The 18710-nt window shown below is 65.8% G+C and carries 13 protein-coding genes and 4 tRNA genes; 5 read left to right on the top strand and 12 right to left on the bottom strand.

Annotated features, from left to right (window positions below; genetic code table 11):
* Window positions 1-152 precede the first annotated feature (152 nt).
* Window positions 153-1031 carry an oxidoreductase gene (locus ACIBW7_RS31360; protein WP_397052615.1) on the bottom strand — a complete coding sequence of 293 codons (879 nt, stop codon included), beginning with the start codon at window positions 1029-1031 and terminating at the stop codon, window positions 153-155.
* A gap of 50 nt (window positions 1032-1081) precedes the next feature.
* The gene (locus tag ACIBW7_RS31355; protein WP_397052613.1) at window positions 1082-4591 is read right to left on the bottom strand and encodes an amino acid adenylation domain-containing protein; all 3510 of its coding nucleotides are present in this window, start codon (window positions 4589-4591) and stop codon (window positions 1082-1084) included.
* Between the two features lie 139 nt (window positions 4592-4730).
* Between ACIBW7_RS31355 and ACIBW7_RS31350 the strand changes: the two genes are divergently transcribed.
* The gene (locus ACIBW7_RS31350) at window positions 4731-6350 is read left to right on the top strand and encodes a (2,3-dihydroxybenzoyl)adenylate synthase (protein ID WP_397052611.1); all 1620 of its coding nucleotides are present in this window, start codon (window positions 4731-4733) and stop codon (window positions 6348-6350) included.
* A 120-nt stretch (window positions 6351-6470) separates the two neighbouring features.
* On the opposite strand, the gene nbtS is transcribed toward ACIBW7_RS31350, so the two are convergent.
* Window positions 6471-7781 (bottom strand): nocobactin biosynthesis salicylate synthase NbtS, encoded by a 1311-nt coding sequence (gene nbtS, locus ACIBW7_RS31345; RefSeq protein ID WP_397052609.1) that lies wholly within the window; start codon window positions 7779-7781, stop codon window positions 6471-6473.
* A gap of 92 nt (window positions 7782-7873) precedes the next feature.
* Window positions 7874-8638: a DUF2127 domain-containing protein gene (locus tag ACIBW7_RS31340; RefSeq protein ID WP_397052607.1), complete on the bottom strand. Its 765-nt coding sequence runs from the start codon at window positions 8636-8638 to the stop codon at window positions 7874-7876.
* 121 nt (window positions 8639-8759) lie between these two features.
* Here ACIBW7_RS31340 and ACIBW7_RS31335 point away from each other — a divergent pair, with 121 nt between their 5' ends.
* Both ACIBW7_RS31335 and ACIBW7_RS31330 read left to right on the top strand, forming a co-directional pair.
* Entirely contained in the window at window positions 8760-11216 is a 2457-nt protein-coding gene (locus ACIBW7_RS31335; protein ID WP_397052605.1) for a glycerol-3-phosphate 1-O-acyltransferase, read from the top strand.
* The gene (locus ACIBW7_RS31330; protein ID WP_397052603.1) at window positions 11216-12664 is read left to right on the top strand and encodes an HAD-IB family hydrolase; all 1449 of its coding nucleotides are present in this window, start codon (window positions 11216-11218) and stop codon (window positions 12662-12664) included. Before ACIBW7_RS31335 ends, ACIBW7_RS31330 begins: the two co-directional genes overlap by 1 nt.
* A 427-nt stretch (window positions 12665-13091) precedes the next feature.
* Here the strand turns inward: ACIBW7_RS31330 and ACIBW7_RS31325 are convergent, their stop codons facing one another.
* The 7 genes from ACIBW7_RS31325 to ACIBW7_RS31295 all read right to left on the bottom strand — a co-directional run bounded on the left by ACIBW7_RS31325 (window position 13092) and on the right by ACIBW7_RS31295 (window position 15920).
* On the bottom strand, window positions 13092-13811 hold the full coding sequence (locus tag ACIBW7_RS31325; RefSeq protein ID WP_397052601.1) for a polyprenol monophosphomannose synthase: 720 nt from the start codon (window positions 13809-13811) through the stop codon (window positions 13092-13094).
* A gap of 240 nt (window positions 13812-14051) precedes the next feature.
* On the bottom strand, window positions 14052-14237 hold the full coding sequence (locus ACIBW7_RS31320; RefSeq protein ID WP_397052599.1) for a hypothetical protein: 186 nt from the start codon (window positions 14235-14237) through the stop codon (window positions 14052-14054).
* A gap of 145 nt (window positions 14238-14382) precedes the next feature.
* Window positions 14383-14610 (bottom strand): hypothetical protein, encoded by a 228-nt coding sequence (locus ACIBW7_RS31315; protein ID WP_397052597.1) that lies wholly within the window; start codon window positions 14608-14610, stop codon window positions 14383-14385.
* Between the two features lie 239 nt (window positions 14611-14849).
* Window positions 14850-14926 (bottom strand) — tRNA-Phe (locus ACIBW7_RS31310).
* A gap of 59 nt (window positions 14927-14985) precedes the next feature.
* A tRNA-Asp gene (locus tag ACIBW7_RS31305) sits at window positions 14986-15059 on the bottom strand.
* Between the two features lie 29 nt (window positions 15060-15088).
* A tRNA-Glu gene (locus ACIBW7_RS31300) sits at window positions 15089-15161 on the bottom strand.
* A 93-nt stretch (window positions 15162-15254) separates the two neighbouring features.
* A complete protein-coding gene (locus ACIBW7_RS31295) occupies window positions 15255-15920 on the bottom strand; it encodes a TetR/AcrR family transcriptional regulator (protein ID WP_364485848.1) in 666 nt (221 codons plus the stop codon).
* An 850-nt stretch (window positions 15921-16770) separates the two neighbouring features.
* Between ACIBW7_RS31295 and ACIBW7_RS31290 the strand changes: the two genes are divergently transcribed.
* Window positions 16771-16843, top strand: a tRNA-Lys gene (locus tag ACIBW7_RS31290).
* Window positions 16844-17178: 335 nt separating this feature from the next.
* Here the strand turns inward: ACIBW7_RS31290 and ACIBW7_RS31285 are convergent.
* Window positions 17179-17316, bottom strand: a complete 138-nt coding sequence (locus ACIBW7_RS31285) for a hypothetical protein (RefSeq protein WP_397052594.1) — start codon at window positions 17314-17316, stop codon at window positions 17179-17181.
* Between the two features lie 399 nt (window positions 17317-17715).
* Between ACIBW7_RS31285 and ACIBW7_RS31280 the strand changes: the two genes are divergently transcribed.
* Complete coding sequence (locus ACIBW7_RS31280; RefSeq protein WP_397052592.1) at window positions 17716-18681, top strand: acyl-ACP desaturase; 966 nt, start codon at window positions 17716-17718, stop codon at window positions 18679-18681.
* The last annotated feature ends 29 nt before the right edge of the window (window positions 18682-18710 follow it).

Genomic DNA, 18710 nt, shown 5'->3' with positions numbered 1-18710 from the left:
ACAGAGAGGACGACGCAGCCCGATCCAGTGTGACATCCCTGGATGTGACCCACATCACGAGCCCATGGCCTCGGCCTGAGCTACTCGAATGACGGCGCCCTCGGTCGAGCAGTGACCCCCGACCGAGTTGACCCGTGCCGCAACGGGTTCGGTTACTTTCCGAATGTGTAGGTGACGCCGGTCAGCTTCTCCGACAGCTCCCACAGGCCGCGCGCGACCTGCTCGTCCTTGGATGCCGCGGTGGAACCGGACAGCCCCGGATAGCCGCGCATGCCGGCCCATCCGTCCGGACCATAGAACGCGCCCGGCTCGACGTGCTCGGTCGCCGCGTAGATCTCCGGCAACGCACCCATTTCGGCGCTCTGCGCCAGCAGCCGGTTGCCCAGCGCCATGACCGTGTCCAGGATGGATTCGGTATGCGACTGCAGTTCCGTTGCGGCATAACCGGGATGCGCGGCCACCGAAATCTTCGACGAACCCGCGGCAGTCAGCCTGCGCTGCAACTCGTAGGCGAACATCAGGTTGGCCAACTTCGCCTGACCGTAGGCCGACCAGCGCTGGTACTTGCGGCGCTCCCAGTTCAGATCGTCCAGATCGATCTTGCCGGCCCGGTGCGCACCGCTGGAGACCGTGACCACCCGGTCCGAGATCTTTTCCAGCAGCAGCCCGGTCAGCGCGAAGTGACCGAGATGGTTTGTGCCGACCTGCATTTCGAAGCCGTCGGCGGTCCGCCGCTGCGGCACCGCCATCACACCCGCGTTATTGATCAGTACGTCGACCCGGTCCACCGCATCGGCGAACGCACGCACCGAGGCCAGATCCGCGAGATCGAGTTCGCGCACCTCGGCCCGGGCACCGATCTCCCCGGCCACCTTCTCGCCCTTGGCCACGTTTCGACAGGCCAGGACCACCTGCGCACCCGCCCCGGCCAGCGCACGCGCCGTCACCGCCCCCAGCCCGCTGTTCGCGCCGGTGACGATGATGGTGCGGCCACTCTGATCGGGAATGTTCGAGGTATCCCAACGGCTCATGTCCGGAAGTCTAGTGCGTGCGGCGACCGTTCTCAGGCAATGCGCGCAGGTCACGCCTGGGCCAGGATCTCCTCGTCGGTCATCGCCACCACCTCCAGGTACAACTTGGCGACGACGTCCAGACGATCGGGCGTGCCGCGGCCGGTCTCCCGTTCAGCCAGCCGCCCGGCCAACCCGGCAACCGTCCGGCCGACGAGCAGATCGGCGACCAGCGCGTGGTCGACCTCCAGCCATTCGCGGATCCTGGCAACGGCCGTGGTGGCCAGCACCGAGTCACCGCCCGCACCGAAGAAATCGTCGTGCACGCCGACGCGATCGGTACCGAGCACTTCGGCGACGATGGTGGCCAGCGCGGCCTCCAGCGGCGTACGCGGGCGCGCGTCCACCGCTTCGGCCGCGTCGGGTTCCAGCAGCGCCAGCACCGCGCGACGATCCAGCTTGCCGTTACCGGTCAACGGCATCTGCTCGAGGATCTCGATGCGAGTAGGAATCATGTAGCCGGGCAGCAGATCTCGCACCGCATCAATGATCTCCTCGACGGAGCCGACCTCGCCCGAGACGGCCGCGACCAGCTTCGGTGCGCCCTTGCCGACCACGGCGGCCACCGCGTGCCGAACCCCCGGCGCGGTACGCAGTCCGCTCTCCACCTCGCCCAATTCCACCCGATAGCCTCGGATCTGGACCTGATGGTCGGCGCGACCGAGGAATTCGATGGTGCCGTCGGGCCAATAGCACGCCATATCACCGGTGCGGTACCAGCGGAGATCATCGTGGACGACGAACCGTTCCGCGGTGCGCTCCGGGTCATTGCGATAGCCCACCGCGACATTCGCACCGCCGACCCAGAATTCGCCGGGCACCCAGTCCGGGCAGTCGCGGCCCGCCGAATTCACCACGCGGCAGCGCACATTGCGCAGTGGCACGCCGAACGGGACGGTGGCCCAATGTTCGGGCGGGTCGGCGACCTCGCAAATGGTGTTGTGGATAGAGGTTTCGGTGGCGCCGCCCAACCCGGAGAAACGGCAGCCTGGCACCTGCCCGGCCAGCCGTCGCGCCAGATCCGCGCCGACCCAGTCGCCGCCGAGGGTGACCGCGCGCAGCGAATCGCCGAGGTGGTCACCGCCGATCTCCAGGATCATGTCCAGCATGCTCGGCACACAGTTGAGGATCGAAACCCGGTGATGGGTCAGCAGTTCCACCCAGCTGGTCGCCTCCTCGCGCTGCGCGGCCGACAGCGCGACCACCGAGCCGCCGACGGCGAACATGCCGAACATGTCGTAGACGGAGGCGTCGAACTCCAGCGCGGACAGTCCGAGCACCCGGTCGGCCGGGCCGACCTCGAACCACTCGTTCACCGCGTCGATGGTGTTCATCGCACCGCGGTGCGGCACGTCGACACCCTTCGGCACACCGGTGGAGCCGGAGGTGAACAGCACATAGGCGATCGACTCCGGATCCGGAATCACCGGCTCTGCCAGGGGATTCGGATGGGTACGCGCCGCCGACAGCGGCAGACAGGTGATATCCGGCCGACCCATATCGGCGCCGTCGACGGTGAGCGCGGCGACCACGTCACCGGTGCGCAGGATCTCCGCGCGCCGCCCGACCGGCTGATCGAAACCGATGGGCACATAGGCCGCACCCGCCGCGAGCACACCGAGTACGGCGAGGATCTGATCCGGGCCCTTCGGCAGCTGCACCGCGACGGTTTCACCCGGCCGCACCCCGATGTCGCGCAGCGCCGCCGCCACCGAAAGCGCTTGTGCGGCAAGCTCGGCATAGCTCCAGCCGCCATCCACGCCGTCGCGGCGCCACAGCACCGCCGGTGCGTCGGGCGTGCTGCGGGCATGGTCGAAGAAGCCCTGGTGCAGCGCCCGTCCGGAGACCGGACCGTCGGTCGCGTTCACCGTGGCGCGCACGGCTGCCTGGGCGACCGGTAGGTGCACCGCGGCCTCCGCGATCCAGCCCGCCTCGCCCGCGCCCAGCCTGCCGATGGCCTCGGTGTAGCTGGTGAACATGGCGTCGATCATTCCTGCGGGGAACGCGGATTCGCGCACGTCCCAGTTGAGCAGCAGCCCGCCGCGCACCTCGGTGACCTGCGCGTCCAACAGCACCTGCGGGCCCTGCGAAATGATCCAGACCGGCTCGCCGAAGGTCTCGGTGACCGAAGTTGCGAACAGCTCGCCCAAGTTGAGCGCACTGGTGTAGACGATCGGCGCGAGCACCGGCTCACCGCGATGCCTGCCCAGATCACGCAGCACCTCCAGCCCGGAATACGCTGTGTGCGAGCCGCTTTCATGCATCGCACGCTGCAGTGCTTTCGCCCGCTCGGCGACCGTCACGTTCTCGGTGACGTCCACCTCCAACATGATCGAGGAGGTGAAATCGCCGATCACCCGGTCGATATCCGGATGCACCGGCTCCCGTTGGAACAGCGGCACATTCAGCAGGAAGCGGCTCTGCGCCGACCAGCCGCCGATGGTCTCGGCGAATACCGCGGCCAACGCCATTGCCGGTGTGATGGCGCGGGCGTGCGCGGCGGCGAGCAGCCGCTCCTTGGCTTCCGGCTCCAACCAGTGGTTGTAGCGGACGGTCCGATGCGGTTCTGCGCGCTCGCTGACCGGAATGGTCGGCAACTCCGGTGCGCCGGGCAGCTCCGGCAGCCGATCGCGCCACCACTGCTTATCGCGTTCCCTGGCAACGGCATCCACCGTGCGCTTGGTGCGATAGCGGCGATAGCTGTAGCCCTGCGGCGGGACCGTGCCGTCGTGGTAGAGCTCGGCGAGGTCGGCGACGAGCACGCGGTAGCTCATCGCGTCGCCCGCGATCATGTCGACATCGAGATGCAGCCGGGTGCGACCCTCGGCGAGCAGGCTCAGCGTCACATCGAGCACCTGGCCGTCCTCGATGGCCAGGCGCTGATGAGTCTTGCTGTCGCGCAACCGCTCCAGCTCGGCCTCGGCCGCCGCAGGAGTGTGCGCGCGCAGATCGACGACCGAGAATACCGGCCGACCCGGGTTGAGAATGGTCTGCTGGGTGCCGTCGGGAAGAAACCTGGTGCGCAGCATCGGATGCACCGCAACGAGATCCGTCACCGCCCGTGCCAAACGTTCGGAATCGACCTCGGCACCGTCGAATTCGACGTACAGATGCGCCGCGACACCACCGAGGTCCTGTTCCTCGGAGCGACCGATCCAGTACGCGTGCTGCATCGATCCCAACGGGAACGGCGCGAATTCGTCCTCGGGATCAACGTTTTCGACAGACCCGGGTTCAACCTCAGGAACTGCCGCGACGGATTCGTCGACGCCGAGCAACCGGGCCCACTCCGCGACCGACGGCGCCGCCGCCAACTGCGCGAAGTTGATCTCCAGCCCGCGCTTGCGCCAGCCGCCCGCCAACTTCATGGTGCGAATGGAGTCCAGGCCGAGCTGGATCAGATCATCGCCGTCGGCGATCGTCTCGACCGGCACGTCGAGCTGATTCGCAATGGCCGCGCGGATTTCCTCCCGGCCGATCGTCGTCCCCGCCCCGTCCCCCGGTCGCTGTGCTGGCTCCATCTGGCGCTGTCACTCCTTGATCGCCGCCGCATCCGGCGGATCGAGACTGCTCGGCGGTAGCCTATCGCATTGGGATAGGGTTGCCTAACCTATGTTATGAGACCCTAATTATGCAGCAGATCTTCCAGTGAGGCAGACCGTGACTTCGACATCCACCTCGCCCACCCATCGCGACGGCTACGTCCCCTTCCCGACCGCCGAGGCCGCGACCTATCGCGCGGCCGGCTACTGGACCGGCCGCCCACTCGGCGACCTGCTGCGCGCGACCGCGACCCAGCACCCGCATCGCACGGCACTTCTCGATGCCGACAGCGCGCGCACCTACGCATGGGCGGATGCCGAGGCGGACCGAATGGCGCGCGGTTTACTCGCACTCGGCATCGCGCCGGGCGATCGGGTGGTCGTACAACTGCCGAATGTGCCGGAGTTCCTGACGGTCCTGTTCGGACTGCTGCGCGCCGGAATCATTCCGGTGCTGACCCTGCCCGCGCATCGCCGCGCCGAAATCGAGCATCTGGCCGGACTTTCCGAAGCGGTCGCATATATCGTGGCCGACCGGCTCGGCGACTTCGACTACCGCGAACTGGCCGAAACCGTCCGCTCGGCCGTACCCACCCTGCGTCACGTTCTCGTACTCGGCGATCCGGGTACCTTCACCGATCTGAATTCGATTCCCCGCGAAGGCGGTTCACTTCCCGACATCGATCCGACCGATATCGCGCTGATGCTGGTCTCCGGCGGTACCACCGGCCTGCCGAAGCTCATCGCCCGCACCCACGACGACTACGTCTACAACGCCACCGCAAGCGCCGAGATCTGCGGACTGACCGAGGACGACGTCTACCTCGCGACACTGCCCGCCGCACACAACTTCCCACTCGCCTGCCCCGGCATCCTCGGCACCGTATCGGTCGGCGCGGCCCTCGCCTTCATCACCGATCCGAGCCCGGAGAGCGCCTTCGCCGCCATCGAACGCCATCGGGTCACCGTCACCGCGGTCGTGCCGCCGCTGGCCCAACTCTGGTGTGCGGCAACCGAATGGGAGGACGCCGATCTCGGCTCACTGCGCCTGCTCCAGGTCGGCGGGGCGCGGCTGGCCGAGGTGAATGCCCGCGAGGTCGCGCCCGCACTGGGCGTCCAACTGCAACAGGTCTTCGGTATGGCCGAGGGCCTGCTCAACTACACCCGCCTCGACGACACCGCCGATATCGTCTGCACCACCCAGGGCCGTCCGCTCTCGCCCGCCGACGAGGTGCGGGTCGTGGATGCCGACGGCAATGATGTCGCCACCGGCGAAGAGGGTGAACTACTCACCAAAGGCCCCTACACAATCCGCGGCTACTACCGCGCACCCGAACACAATGCCCGCGCCTTCACCCCCGACGGCTACTACCGCTCCGGCGACCTCGTGCGCCGACTGCCGAGCGGCCATCTGATCGTCTCCGGCCGCATCAAGGACGTCATCAATCGCGGCGGCGAGAACATCTCGTGCGACGAACTCGAGGAACATCTGCTCGCCCACCCGTCCGTCCGGCATGCCGCCGCCGTCGGCCTCCCCGATGCCGCGCTGGGTGAAAAGGTCTGCGCCGTCCTGGTTGTCGACGGTGCGATGCCGACCCTGGCCCAGCTCAAGTCCTTCCTCACCGAACGCGGTCTGGCAACCTACAAGCTCCCGGACCTGCTCCGCCAGTCAGACGAACTGCCGATCACCGCCGTCGGCAAGATCGACAAGAAGGCACTGCGCGCCCACCACGGCTGACCGGAACGATCGGGAGTGGCGCGAGTCCGATCTCGCCACCCCCGATCCGAACCCCGGATAACCGGGTTGCCCCAGCAGATGATTCGGAACGCGGGCCGACCTTGATGGGTGTGAATTTTGCTAGGCCTTGACTACATAGGGCGCGACACTACCCAGCTTTTCGCAGGTCTCCTCGAATTCCCGCTCCGGCAGCGACTGCCCGACAATGCCCGCGCCCGCCCGCAGCCACGCGCCGTCGGTGGTCTGGTACACCGCACGCAGCACCAGTGTCGCCTCCATCGCACCGCTCGGCGAAATCGTCACCACGGCACCGGAGTACAGACCACGCGGCGCACCGTCGAGACGGAACACCGAGTCGACGCCCTCCCGCTTCGGGATACCGGACGCCGTGACCGACGGGAACAGGACCGCCAGCGCATCCCAGCTGGAACGGTCCGCGGCCAACCGCCCGCGCACCGTGGAGGCCAGATGCTGCACGCTGCCACGTTCGCGAACCGCCATGAAATCGGAGACCGCGGGCGTGCCGGGATCGGCCACCTCGGTGATCTCGGCAAAGGAGGTCTGCACCGAAATCGCGTGCTCCACGATCTCTTTGGGATCGGTGATCAGGTCGGCCCGAGCCGCCGAATCGATGGCCTCGCCGAGCCCGAAGGCGCGCGTCCCGGCGAGCGGCTCGGTGGTGACCACCCGATCCTCGTCGACGGAGGCGACCAACTCGGGACTGAATCCGGCCGCCTCGAGTCCACCGAGGCGAAGCAGGAACGAGCGCGCCGGAGTGTTGTTGGCCCGGCCGAGCCGGTAACTGGCCGGGACATCCACCGCGAACGGCAGATCGACCTTCCTGGACAGAATGACCTTCTGATAGCGGCCGGAACGGATTTCCGCGACCGCCTCAGCGACCCGATCCCGATATCCGGTCGGATCGAGTAGCACATCGACCGGATGCGCCTGCGGCAGCTCGGTCCCCTGCGAAGCGGCGATGAGATCGTGAATGTCATTGGCCTCGGCCGGTGTCGCGCCGGAAATCCGGACGCCGAACTCACCGACCCGCACCTCGATGCGCGGAATCATCAGATGCGCCAGTGCGGTTCGCGGATCCAGATGCCGCGTCGCGTCCAATGCCCATGCGCAGAATTCGAATCCGATCCAGCCATAGGCCCGACGACCGCCGAGCGGCAGCGTGGCGAGTGCGTTGTCGATGACCCGTGCCGGGCTGCCCTCCCAGACACTCGTGGTGCCGCGCCCATCCCAGGTCACACGCAGTTCGTTCGCGTCGAGTTCGACGCCGCCGAGCGGATCCGCCGCGAATACCCATTCGCCGGGCCGTTCGTACATCACGTATTCGCCGAAGCGCTCGGCCGCCGCCAGCCGGGACATCGCTGCCGCCGGATCGGTCACATACTCAACGCGCAAGCGCTCCGTGGTCGACAACGATCCTCCAAGGTTATGCTGACCTAACTTAGAGAAGTAAGGTTAGCATTACCTGTCTAGATCGGTAGGGTGCTGCAAACCACAGCAAACGGTTACTCCGCGGGCACCGCGAGCGCCGACCGCTCGACGCTCAACAAACTCTCCGTGCTGTGCTCCGCGTGGTACGCAGCCCCGCCGCCACGCACTCCGAACAACCGCTTGCTGTAGACCAGCCAGACCACCGCGGCGATATTGATCAGCAGCGCGCCGATGCGCAGTACGGTGACCTTCTCGGTCAACTCGTAGATCTCCAACGGCAGGAAGATGCTGGTCGCGACCACCGCGAAGTACTCGCCCCAGCGCTTGACCAACCACAGCCCCACCGCCTCGATCGCCTGCAGCGTCGCATAGGCGAGGATGCCGATGGCCACCCACAGCAGGGTCGTATTCGACAGCGAGAACGCATCATCGATCAGATGCACGATCTTGGATCGGTCGATATCCCAGCCGATCTGATCGGCCAGCGGCCGCAGCAGTGGCAGTTCCTCGTCGAAGGCCGTCCGCATATCCTCGCGCGAGGACCGGAATTTGAAGACGGCGAGCGCGGCGACCACCAAGAGCAAACCGCGCGCCAACCGCTCGATCGCCAACGCCCGCATCAGCCAGCGGTCTCGCAGCAGTCGCCCGCGCGGCACCTCCGGAGCATGGTCGGCAGGCCCGGAGCCTACCGGTTCGCCGGGTACGAACGTGCCGCAGCGCAGACACCGCCATGCGACACCGGCCACCGTCTGAACATGCAGCCGCTCGGCCAGATCCTGCTCGTCCGGCGCATAGGTGTAATGGCCGTGCCAGCCGCACGCGCGTAACGCCCAATCCATGCGCGCAGCCTAGTTCGCCATCGCGATCGGCCGCGATCGCAAACGCCGTGTCGATATCCGAAGCCCAACTCGCCCGCCGGAGTTCCTGCGCGGAATCCACTGGCGGGCTTCAATAGGAGTCATGATCGATCACCGCGGGGATTCGCCCGCTCCAGCTCGAGCGGCAGCCCCCGATTCGGTGGTGGCACTGATCGATGCGAGCTCCGGCGTGGAACGCGAACTCGTCGGCGCCTGGCTGGCCGAGGGCGGACTGAAGCACGAACTCGGCGTCGACGCACCCATCACCCAGTTGGATCTGGATGCGGATGCGATCGGCGATCGGCTGGTCGGACGCCGCGACGATCCGCTGGTGGTGCCGATCCGGGTGCTGTGGCTGCCGCCGGAGCGTGACGGGGTCCGCCGCATCACCTTCGCCGACCTGGCCCTGCTGACCAATCCGCGCAAGCCGAACCGACTCGCGCAACGTCGGTTGGTCGGCAAATCGCCGGACCGCCACGTGGTGCTCACCGGGCAGCCCGCTCTGCTCAGCGAATTGCGCGCCAATAATCCGGAGGCCGCGGCGCTGCTCATGAAGGGCTCCGCCGAGCCGCTCGCCCGCGCCATCGTGCGCGCCGCGGTGGTCGCCCTGGAACGCGCCGAACGTTCCGTCATCGGTGACCGGTACAAGGTGCCGCGGCTGGTGGCCGAGGAGATCCTCGACTCCCCCGACTTCCTGCGCAGGCTCGAATTCATCGCCGATCAGCTCGGTACGAGTCCACACGAGGTGTACCGGCGGGCCGAGAAGGCGCTGAACGAACTCGTCGCCGCTCAGAGCAGACTGGTCTCGGATCTGTTCACCCAGGCGATGCGCCCGATCCACGCCTCGACCTGGAAGGTCGACTCCGACGACTCCGGCCTGGACGGGTTGCGCGCGTTGAACCGGAACCATCCGCTGGTCTTCCTGCCCTCGCACCGGTCCTATGTCGATGCGTTCGTACTCGGTGATGTGCTGGCCCGCAACGACTTTCCACCGAATCATGTGATCGGCGGCGCGAATCTGAGCTTCTGGCCGATGGGTCCGATCGCCCGGCGCACCGGCACGGTCTTCATCCGGCGCAGCTTCGGTGACGACGAGGTCTACAAGGCGGTGGTCGAGGAGTACTTCGCCTATCTGCTGGCCAAGCGATTCAATATGGAGTGGTACTTCGAGGGCGGCCGCACCCGCACGGGCAAGTTGCGCCCGCCGCGCTACGGATTGCTCAATTACCTTGCCTCCGCGGTCCGTTCGAATCGGGTCGACGATGTGCTGCTCGTCCCGGTATCGATCACCTATGAGCGACTGAACGAACTCGGCGCCATCGCCACCGAGCAAGCAGGCGGGAAGAAGAAGCCGGAGGGGCTGGCCTGGATGGCGCGTTATATACGCAGCCAACAGCATTCGGCCGGACACGTCTATGTGCGATTCGGCGAACCGCTGTCGGCGCGCGATCGCCTTGCCGCATATGGAGATCCGCTCATTCCGACACCGACGATCATTCCGCTGCACCGCACTGAGCCGGCGGGAACCGAACCGAGCAATGTCACCGAGTCGGCGGAGGTCGCCGAGCTCGAGCGAAAGGCCGTGCAGCGGTTGGCCTTCGAGGTTGCCGTCGGTATCAATACGGTCACCCCGATCACGGTCAACGCGCTGGTCACCCTGGCACTGCTCGGTGTGCACGAGCGTGCGCTCACCCTCGGCGAGGTGCGTACCGTGCTGGCCCCGGTGCTGCGGTACATCGAGAAGCGTGGGTTGCCGCGCGGCGAACTGGCGGCGTTGCGCGATGAACAGAGTCTCGCGGTGGTACTCGAGCAGTTGTCGCTGGCCAAGGTCGTAACGGTGTATCGCGGTGGGCTGGAGCCGGTGTACTCGATCGAATCGGGTGCGCATCTGGAGGCCGCGTTCTATCGCAATAGCGCGGTGCATTGGTTCATCAACCGCGCCATTCTCGAATTGTCGATCCTGTGCGCCTTGGAGATGCAGGCGCCGGATCAGCTGCGGGCAGGCTGGGACGAGGCCTTCCGACTGCGCGATCTGCTGAAGTTCGAATTCTTCTTCCCGGAGCGGGCCGAGTTCTCGGCGCAGATGACCGCGGAAATGCTCCTGGTGGACCCGGATTGGCACCAGCACACCGCGGCGGACACCCTCGGCGAGGATATTCTGCACAAACTCACCGCATCCGGATTCATGATGGCGCACCGTACGCTGCGCGCATTCGTCGACGCGCAGCTGGTGGTGGCCGAGCGGCTGGCGGCTCACGACAGCGCCGAAGAGATCGATCGCAAGGAGTTCATCGACGAATGCGTCGCGGTCGGTAAGCAGATGCTGTTGCAGCAGCGACTGCACAGTCCGGAATCTGTCTCCACCGAATTGTTTTCCAGCGCACTCAAACTCGCGGACAACCACGGGTTGCTGACCCGGGTGAGTCATGACTCGGCCAAGCCGAGAGCCGAATTGACCCGGCGCAGAATCGAATTCGCCGACCAGCTGCGCATTATCGCGGCCCGGATCTCGCAGGCCGCCGCGCTGGATCCGTCCAATATGCCCGTGCGGGGCGCCTGATGGTCGAACAGAGCTCCGCGGTCCCAACGGATCTCGCGGCGGCCATCGCCGCGATCCGGACCGGGCCGCAGGGGCCGGAAGTCGCCGCGGTCTTCGACTTCGCCACCGTTGTGGATGGTTTCGGGCCGCCGTCGCGGTGGACATTCCGGCGTGACAAGAGTCGAACCACCGCGGACACCCTGCTCGGCAGCATCCGCAACGGACTCACCGATGGCGAATACAGCCGGTTCCTCCAGCAGGCCATGCGGATACTCGCCGGGCAGCCCGAAGACGAGCTGGACGAGTTGGGCACGCTGCTGTTCCGGAAAAAGATCTACGGTCACCTGTATCCCGAAGCGTGGCAGCTGATCCGGACGCACGAGGCCGCCGGGCACACCGTGGTGCTCGTGACCGCGCTGACCCGATTCCAGGTCGAGCCCGCCGCGGCCGAACTCGGTATCGAGCACGTGCTGTACACCCGGATGGCGACCACCGCCGGGGTGCTCACCGGTTACGCCGACGGAAAAACCCTGTGGCGCAATGGCAAGGCCGATGCGGTTCGCGAATTCGCCGCCGCGCATGGGCTGGATATCAGCCGCAGCTACGTCTACGCCGACAGCATCGCCGATCTGCCGCTGCTCTCGGTGGTCGGGCATCCGGTAGCGGTGAATCCCGAGCGAATGCTCGATACCGCTGCCGCCGAACAGAATTGGCCGGTACTGACGTTCCGTCCGCGCCGACCACCACGACCGACCGACTATCTGCGCACCGTCGCCGGATTCGCCGGGCTACTGGCCGGGGCGCTGCTCGGCGTGCTGAGCAAGTCCTACACGCGTCAGCGCCGGAAGATGGCCGATGCGCTGATGGCCTACGGAACCGGTGCCACGCTCGGCGCGACCGGTATCCGGCTGCGGGTCAGCGGTGCGGAAAACGCCCGTGCCCCGAGACCCGCCGTCTTCCTGTTCAACCATCAGAGCCAGTTCGACGTGATCATCGTGCCCAAGGTGCTCGAAGGCGGGGTCACCGGAATCGGCAAGAAGGAGCTGACGAAGAATCCGATCTTCGGTCCGCTGATGCGGTTCGTCGGGGTCACCTTCATCGATCGTGCCAACACCACGCAGGCCAAGGCGGCGCTGGCGCCAGTGGTGCAGACGCTGCGCGACGGGCTGTCGATCGCGGTCTCACCCGAAGGCACCCGGTCGTATACGCCGCGCATCGGCCCGTTCAAGAAAGGCGCCTTCCACATCGCGATCCAGGCCGGGGTGCCGGTGATCCCGGTGGTGATCCGCAATGCGGGTGAAATCAACTGGCGCAACTCGATGGTCGCGCGCAAGGGCACCGTCGACGTGGCCGTCCTCGACCCGATCGACGTCGGCAGTTGGGACGCGAACGATATGGACGACAACGTCGAAGCCGTTCGTCAGCTATACACCGACACACTGCTGAACTGGCCGTCGCCGGACCGGTGATGTCGCCGGGCGCCTTCACCACGCACCCTGTACGCCGGTGCTCCGTAAACCGAATGTCCGGTTGGCGGACGGGTGCATGGTTGGTGGACGGGGTGCCCGGCTAGTGCACCTATGCCCGCCTAGCGGACCAATGCCCGGCTAAGTGCACCAATGCCCGGCTAGCGGACCGATGCCCGGCTAAGTGCACCAATGCCCGGCTAGCGGACCGATGCCCGGCTAAGTGCACCAATGCCCGCCTAGCGGACCAATGCCCGGCTAAGTGCACCGATGCCCGGCTAAGTGCACCAATGCCCGGCTAGCGGACCGATGCCCGGCTAAGTGCACCAATGCCCGCCTAGCGGACCAATGCCCAGCTAGTGCACCTATGCCCGGCTGGCGGACGGGGTGGCCCCGTTGGTGACGGGGTGCCCAGTCGTCGCAGGGGGCGTCAGACTGTACGCCCGAACAGCAGCTTCCACGGCATCAGCGCGGATTCAAGTTGCACCTTGAGGCTCATCTTGGAGGCGCCGAGGGTGCGCTCTTCGAACCGGATCGGCACCTCGGCGATCGTGATGCCCTTCTTGACGGTGCGGTAGTTCATCTCGACCTGGAACGAGTACCCGTTGCTGCGAATCGAGGCCACGTCGATTGCGCGCAGCGTATCGGCCTTCCATGCCTTGAATCCGGCGGTCGCGTCCTTGACGCCCAGACGCAGTATGAGATTCACGTAGAAGTTGGCCCAGGCGGACAGCGCCTTGCGGTACCACTTCCACTCCTCGGCGGTGGACCCGCCGGGCACGTAGCGGGACCCGAGCACGACACCGGCATCGGTGGTATCCAGCTTCTCCAGCATCGCCGGAATGACCTCAGCGGGATGCGACAGGTCGGCGTCCATCTGGATCACCACATCGGCGCCCTCGTCCAGTGCCCGGGTGATCCCGGCCACGTAGGCGCGGCCCAATCCGTCCTTTTCGGTGCGGTGCAGTACGCCGACGACATTCGGTAGCTCGGCCGCCAGCTTGTCGGCGATCTCACCGGTCCCGTCCGGCGAATTGTCATCCACCACGAGCACATGCAGATCGGGCACCGGCAGCGCCGTCAGCCGCTCCACCGCAACCGGCAGATTCTCCCGCTCGTTGTAGGTCGGCACAACAACGGTAACCCTCAAGGGTCGCCCTCCCTGCTCACCTGTTCCAGCCCGCAGACCCACGACAGGACCCGGAGCACTCGTCTGATTGCCAAGAACCGTACTTGATCGAACTGAAGACCACCTGAGCGCCCGCACGCTCACACCGCCACCCGAATACCCGCGACATGCCGACTACCTCGGAAATCGCGTCACCCACCCCGCCGACCACCCCCGGATCAACATCGAAATCAGTTGCCGCACACCACCCCTGGCGCGCCCTCACTTCTCCCCATCGCGCCAATCCCGATCCCGAGCATCCGCACGAGCGTTGCGCGCATGCACGATCTCCAACGCCCGCTCAGCAGTAGCCCGATCCGGATACGGCCCCATCCGATCCCGGAACCAACACTGCTTCCCACTCTCGGCCCGCTGATGCTTCAAGCAGTAGTACCACTTCTCCGCCATCCCCCCAGCATCCCACCACCATGATCAACAGACCCCCGATTTCCACCTCGACCCCCAAGATCCGTCCCCTTGTGCGTACCGATGCGGCACAGTCGAAAAGCCGGTCGTCCTGGCTTGTGACGGCCAGGACGACCGGCGAGACCGGTTAGAGGCAACCTTTCGCCCTGAGCTGGGCGGCAACCTCATCGGAGACAGTGATAGAGCGGCCGATATTGGCCTCCGTCAGGTCGGATGCGCTGATCCCGGCCTGCATCGCGCAGCCAAGCAACGTGGCGTCCACGGTGATGCTTTCGTCGGCGTGTGCGATGCCGGCCCCGGTCATGAGGGCACCGGCCAGCGCTACAGCGAGAACACCGGTCTTGACGAATCGCATGAGATTTCCTCCTTCGAATCGCAGTCCTTCGGTTCTGCTCAACACCTGCTTCACTTGCCTGATGTGTTTCGGAGTACGCCCGTCCGCCGGAGCCGACGAAGCTCACCCCCTGAGTTGCAGGCTCCAACATACGCACCGGACACCGATGCGCGCCGGGACATTCGCCACTTCGGTCGAGTTCGATAACCTGAGCCCAGATATGAAAAATCCCCCCGGCCAGGTGATATGCCGAGGGGATTTGGTGGCCAGGGCCGGGATCGAACCGGCGACCTTCCGCTTTTCAGGCGGACGCTCGTACCAACTGAGCTACCTGGCCGCAGGCACCCGTGGTGAATGCCATACGCGAAACGCCGGATTGCTCCGGCGCTTACTTTGCGACCCTGACGGGACTCGAACCCGCGACCTCCGCCGTGACAGGGCGGCGCGCTAACCAACTGCGCCACAGGGCCTTGCGTTGCTTCCAACGATCCGAAGATCGTACCCCCTACGGGATTCGAACCCGCGCTACCGCCTTGAAAGGGCGGCGTCCTAGGCCGCTAGACGAAGGGGGCTCGCCCCGGATTTCTCCGGACCGGCTTCAACGGCTGTCCGTTGGGAGCTGGGATAGCTTATGACAGATCGGCCGCGTTTCCCAAATCGGCTGTTCAGGCTCCCAAACCGAGCTCTTCGAGTCGAGCCTGTGCACGCCAGCCGTCGTTGCGGAACTTCTCCGCCCACTCCGGGGTGGCCATCGCCTCGACGACGACCTCGAGCGCCTCCTGGAACCGGGCCCGCAGATCGACCCCACTGCCGAGGATGTCGATCAGATAGCGCTGGCCGGCGAGGGCGGCAGAGATGGTGCGGGTGAAGCGGTCCGGGTCGGCGTCGGCGCGCAGCTGGCCCTGATCGATGGCGCGAACCGCGAGTGCTCTGGTGGCGCGGCCGAGTATTCGACCGCCGCCGGTCTGCACATCGCGATAGAAGTCCGGTTCGATGATCAACCGGAATTCGGCCTGCACGATGATGTCGTGCTCGAGTCGCAATGCCACCTCGTCGACCATGCCGTGCAGAACGTCGAGTGGACCGAGATCCGTTCTGGCAAGCCAACGCTCGGCCGATGTGCGGTATCGGTCGACCGCGGTCTCGAGTACCGCGCGTGCGAGATCTTCCTTGGAATCGAAATGAAAGTACATGGCGCCCTTGGTGGCGCGTGAACCTTCCAAAATGCGGTTGAGCGATGCAGCGGCATAGCCGCTCTTCCCGAACTCAACGGCGGCGGACCTGATTATCGCCGCGCGTGTCCGGCGGGCCCGCTCTTGCTGCCGTGCCATGCTCGAAACGCCTCCGAAGCCTACTCGTCGCCAATCGGTGCCCCCAAAGGAACAAACCCTTGGCGCGAAGTTATGAGTTTTATCAATACTTCAAACCGGGATTTCGCCCCGTTTCAAACTTTCGGTACGAAAACTTGGGAAAATCCTGAAACACACCAGCTGGTATAGTTTCCTTGCCCAGGTGCGCCGCAGGGGGTGCGCACCTGGGCATTACTTCGTCTCGGATCTGCCTCCCCCGGCGTCGATTCGTAGGAAGTCGCGATCGGTCGAACCGGCCGCGACACGTTCGGGCACACCAACGATAAGCCGAATTCCGGATCGCCGGGTAAGTCGGCGATTCTTCCGTAATTCACCAAGTCGTCACCGTACCCGGAAACACCATCCGACACGCGGCAAACCGAAGACTCCAGCGGCCGAAACATCCGGATATCTGTTACGGCAAACTTCACGCAATCGAGCAAAGTGATGCCTCGGATTTCCGAATTCGACAGCGTCGCAGCACTGTTCACCCGAGTCGACCAGCGGCCCGGTCGCCGCGGCGCCGACCGCGCGACACCGGCCAGTCGCCTCGCTGCGTCCCCCCGCGCACTGGCCCTACACCCCCCGCAAATCCAAAGACATTGGTACGCAACATGATTGGATGGTATCGCGGCGCGGTAGGAATGAACAAAGCTGGGTACCAATTGTTTACCGGCAGCATCGCTACCCGCACGCATCGTGTTACCCGGTGCGCCAGCACGACTCGACACCGGCACCCGACAACCCCGAGCGAACCGATCCACGCCCCCAGCCGACGCGCCCCGCCCCCGGTTACCCGATCCCCGCCCGGCCCACTACACTGTCCATCCGCGCCCCTATAGCTCAGTTGGTAGAGCTACGGACTTTTAATCCGCAGGTCGTAGGTTCGAGCCCTACTGGGGGCACCTTCTCAGGCGTCCGGTTTCCATACCGGACGCCTGAGTCATATTCCAGACCGCACGCAGTCGCGAAACGCATCGGCTGCGGCCATGAAACACCACATTCCGCGGCACGCTTTCCATACCGTCGGCCGCAGCCCGCACACCCGGGGGCATCCCTCGGCAACAGGCGGTGCCGATGACTTCGCTCGATGATTCGGCTCCCTCAGATTGCTATTGGACAGATCGCCGACAGGTCGACCATGCCATCGACACGAAGGCGGTAGAGGCGGCATTGCTCGGTTGATTGCCCCCCGGGGCGACCGAGCCGAGGGCGCGGCTTCGTTGGTCGACGCGCTGGATCAGCCCTCGGCGTGCAGGAGGGCACCAGCGGCATTGATCCGGCCGCCGATGCCGGCCCGTATCGTGATGGCCCATCCGGTCGAGCAGCTGGGCAGTGGCGCGCCCCACAGGCGCAGTCCGGCGACGGCGTCGGACACATGCTCGGCGGTCCGCTCGGCGGCAGCGGCAAGTGTGGAGGCATCGGCGGCGTGCTCGGAGAAGCGTTGGCCGAGAACACAGGTGGTGCACCCACGCGGACTTTCCGGTGGCGAACGCGGAACGATCGCAGCGGCGACACCAGCGGCTTTGTGCGTTACGGCACGCTGGGCTAACGACTCTCGGCCCGTAGCGATACACCCCTAGCTGCGGGCCGAGCCCCTACAATCGGTGTGGTTGTCGAACGCCGACGTCGGCGTATGACCTCTGTCACGAGGTCTTATTTGTCAGCCAGATGCGTTTCGCATCACACCTACGGTGCCGTAAGGTATGGCCGCATCGGCACACGGTCTACCCGGGGGACTGACCAGCAAGAGCGCACACACATGAAGGGCTTGTATATGGCAAGGGATCTGACTCAACTCGAGCTGCTCACGGAGTTGGAGCCGGTTGCCGAAGAAAACGTCAACCGGCACCTCTCCCTGGCAAAGGAATGGCATCCGCACGACTACGTCCCGTGGGATGAGGGCCGCAACTTCGCGGCACTCGGCGGGGTGGACTGGGACCCTGAGCAGTCCCGACTGAACGAAGTCGCGAAGGCGGCCATGATCACGAACCTGCTCACCGAAGACAATCTGCCCTCCTACCACCGAGAGATCGCCGAGAACTTCTCGCAGGACGGCGCCTGGGGCACCTGGGTGGGTCGCTGGACCGCCGAGGAGAACCGCCACGGCATCGTCATGCGCGATTACCTCGTGGTGACCCGTGGCGTCGATCCCGTGGCGCTCGAAGAGGCGCGCATGATCCACATGACCAACGGATTCGCTTCGCCGACCGAAGCCGATGCGGGCTTCCTGCACTCTGTCGCGTACGTGACCTTCCAGGAGCTGGCCACCCGGGTCAGCCACCGCAATACCGGCCGGGTCTGTGACGACCCCATCGCCGACCGCATGCTGCAGCGCGTCGCCGCCGACGAGAACCTGCACATGATCTTCTACCGCAACATGTGCGGCGCGGCCCTGGATCTGTCCCCGGACCAGGCGCTCGAGGCGATCACACTGATCCTGGAGAACTTCCAGATGCCCGGCGCCGGTATGCCCAACTTCCGCCGCAACGGCGTACTGATGGCCAAGCACGGCATCTACGATCTGCGCCAGCACCTCGAAGATGTGGTGCAGCCCGTGCTGAAGAAGTGGAACATCTTCGAACGCACCGATTTCACCGCACGCGGCGAGGCCGTGCGCGAACGGCTCAGCCTGTTCCTGGAGAAGCTGAGTCAGGACGTCGTCAAGTTCGAAGAGCAGCGCGACCGCATGCTCGCCCGCGAGGCGAAGAAGCGCGAACTCGCCGGGGTCGCCGCCGGCTGATCTCGACCCGCAAACGTAAACGCGCCGCC

It is taken from the genome of Nocardia sp. NPDC049526 (assembly GCF_044465765.1).
Taxonomy (GTDB): domain Bacteria; phylum Actinomycetota; class Actinomycetes; order Mycobacteriales; family Mycobacteriaceae; genus Nocardia.
The sequence above is the reverse complement of the archived record's forward strand: the minus strand, read 5'-3'. Positions and strand labels throughout refer to the sequence as shown.

Bases quoted from the DNA above. Each gene is read 5' to 3' on its own strand.
- ACIBW7_RS31280 (WP_397052592.1), top strand. From the start codon at position 17,716: ATGGCAAGGGATCTGACTCAACTCGAGCTGCTCACGGAGTTGGAGCCG.
- ACIBW7_RS31335 (WP_397052605.1), top strand. From the start codon at position 8,760: ATGATCGATCACCGCGGGGATTCGCCCGCTCCAGCTCGAGCGGCAGCC.
- ACIBW7_RS31330 (WP_397052603.1), top strand. From the start codon at position 11,216: ATGGTCGAACAGAGCTCCGCGGTCCCAACGGATCTCGCGGCGGCCATC.
- ACIBW7_RS31315 (WP_397052597.1), bottom strand. From the start codon at position 14,610: ATGCGATTCGTCAAGACCGGTGTTCTCGCTGTAGCGCTGGCCGGTGCC.
- ACIBW7_RS31360 (WP_397052615.1), bottom strand. From the start codon at position 1,031: ATGAGCCGTTGGGATACCTCGAACATTCCCGATCAGAGTGGCCGCACC.
- ACIBW7_RS31340 (WP_397052607.1), bottom strand. From the start codon at position 8,638: ATGGATTGGGCGTTACGCGCGTGCGGCTGGCACGGCCATTACACCTAT.
- ACIBW7_RS31295 (WP_364485848.1), bottom strand. From the start codon at position 15,920: ATGGCACGGCAGCAAGAGCGGGCCCGCCGGACACGCGCGGCGATAATC.
- ACIBW7_RS31320 (WP_397052599.1), bottom strand. From the start codon at position 14,237: ATGGCGGAGAAGTGGTACTACTGCTTGAAGCATCAGCGGGCCGAGAGT.
- ACIBW7_RS31355 (WP_397052613.1), bottom strand. From the start codon at position 4,591: ATGGAGCCAGCACAGCGACCGGGGGACGGGGCGGGGACGACGATCGGC.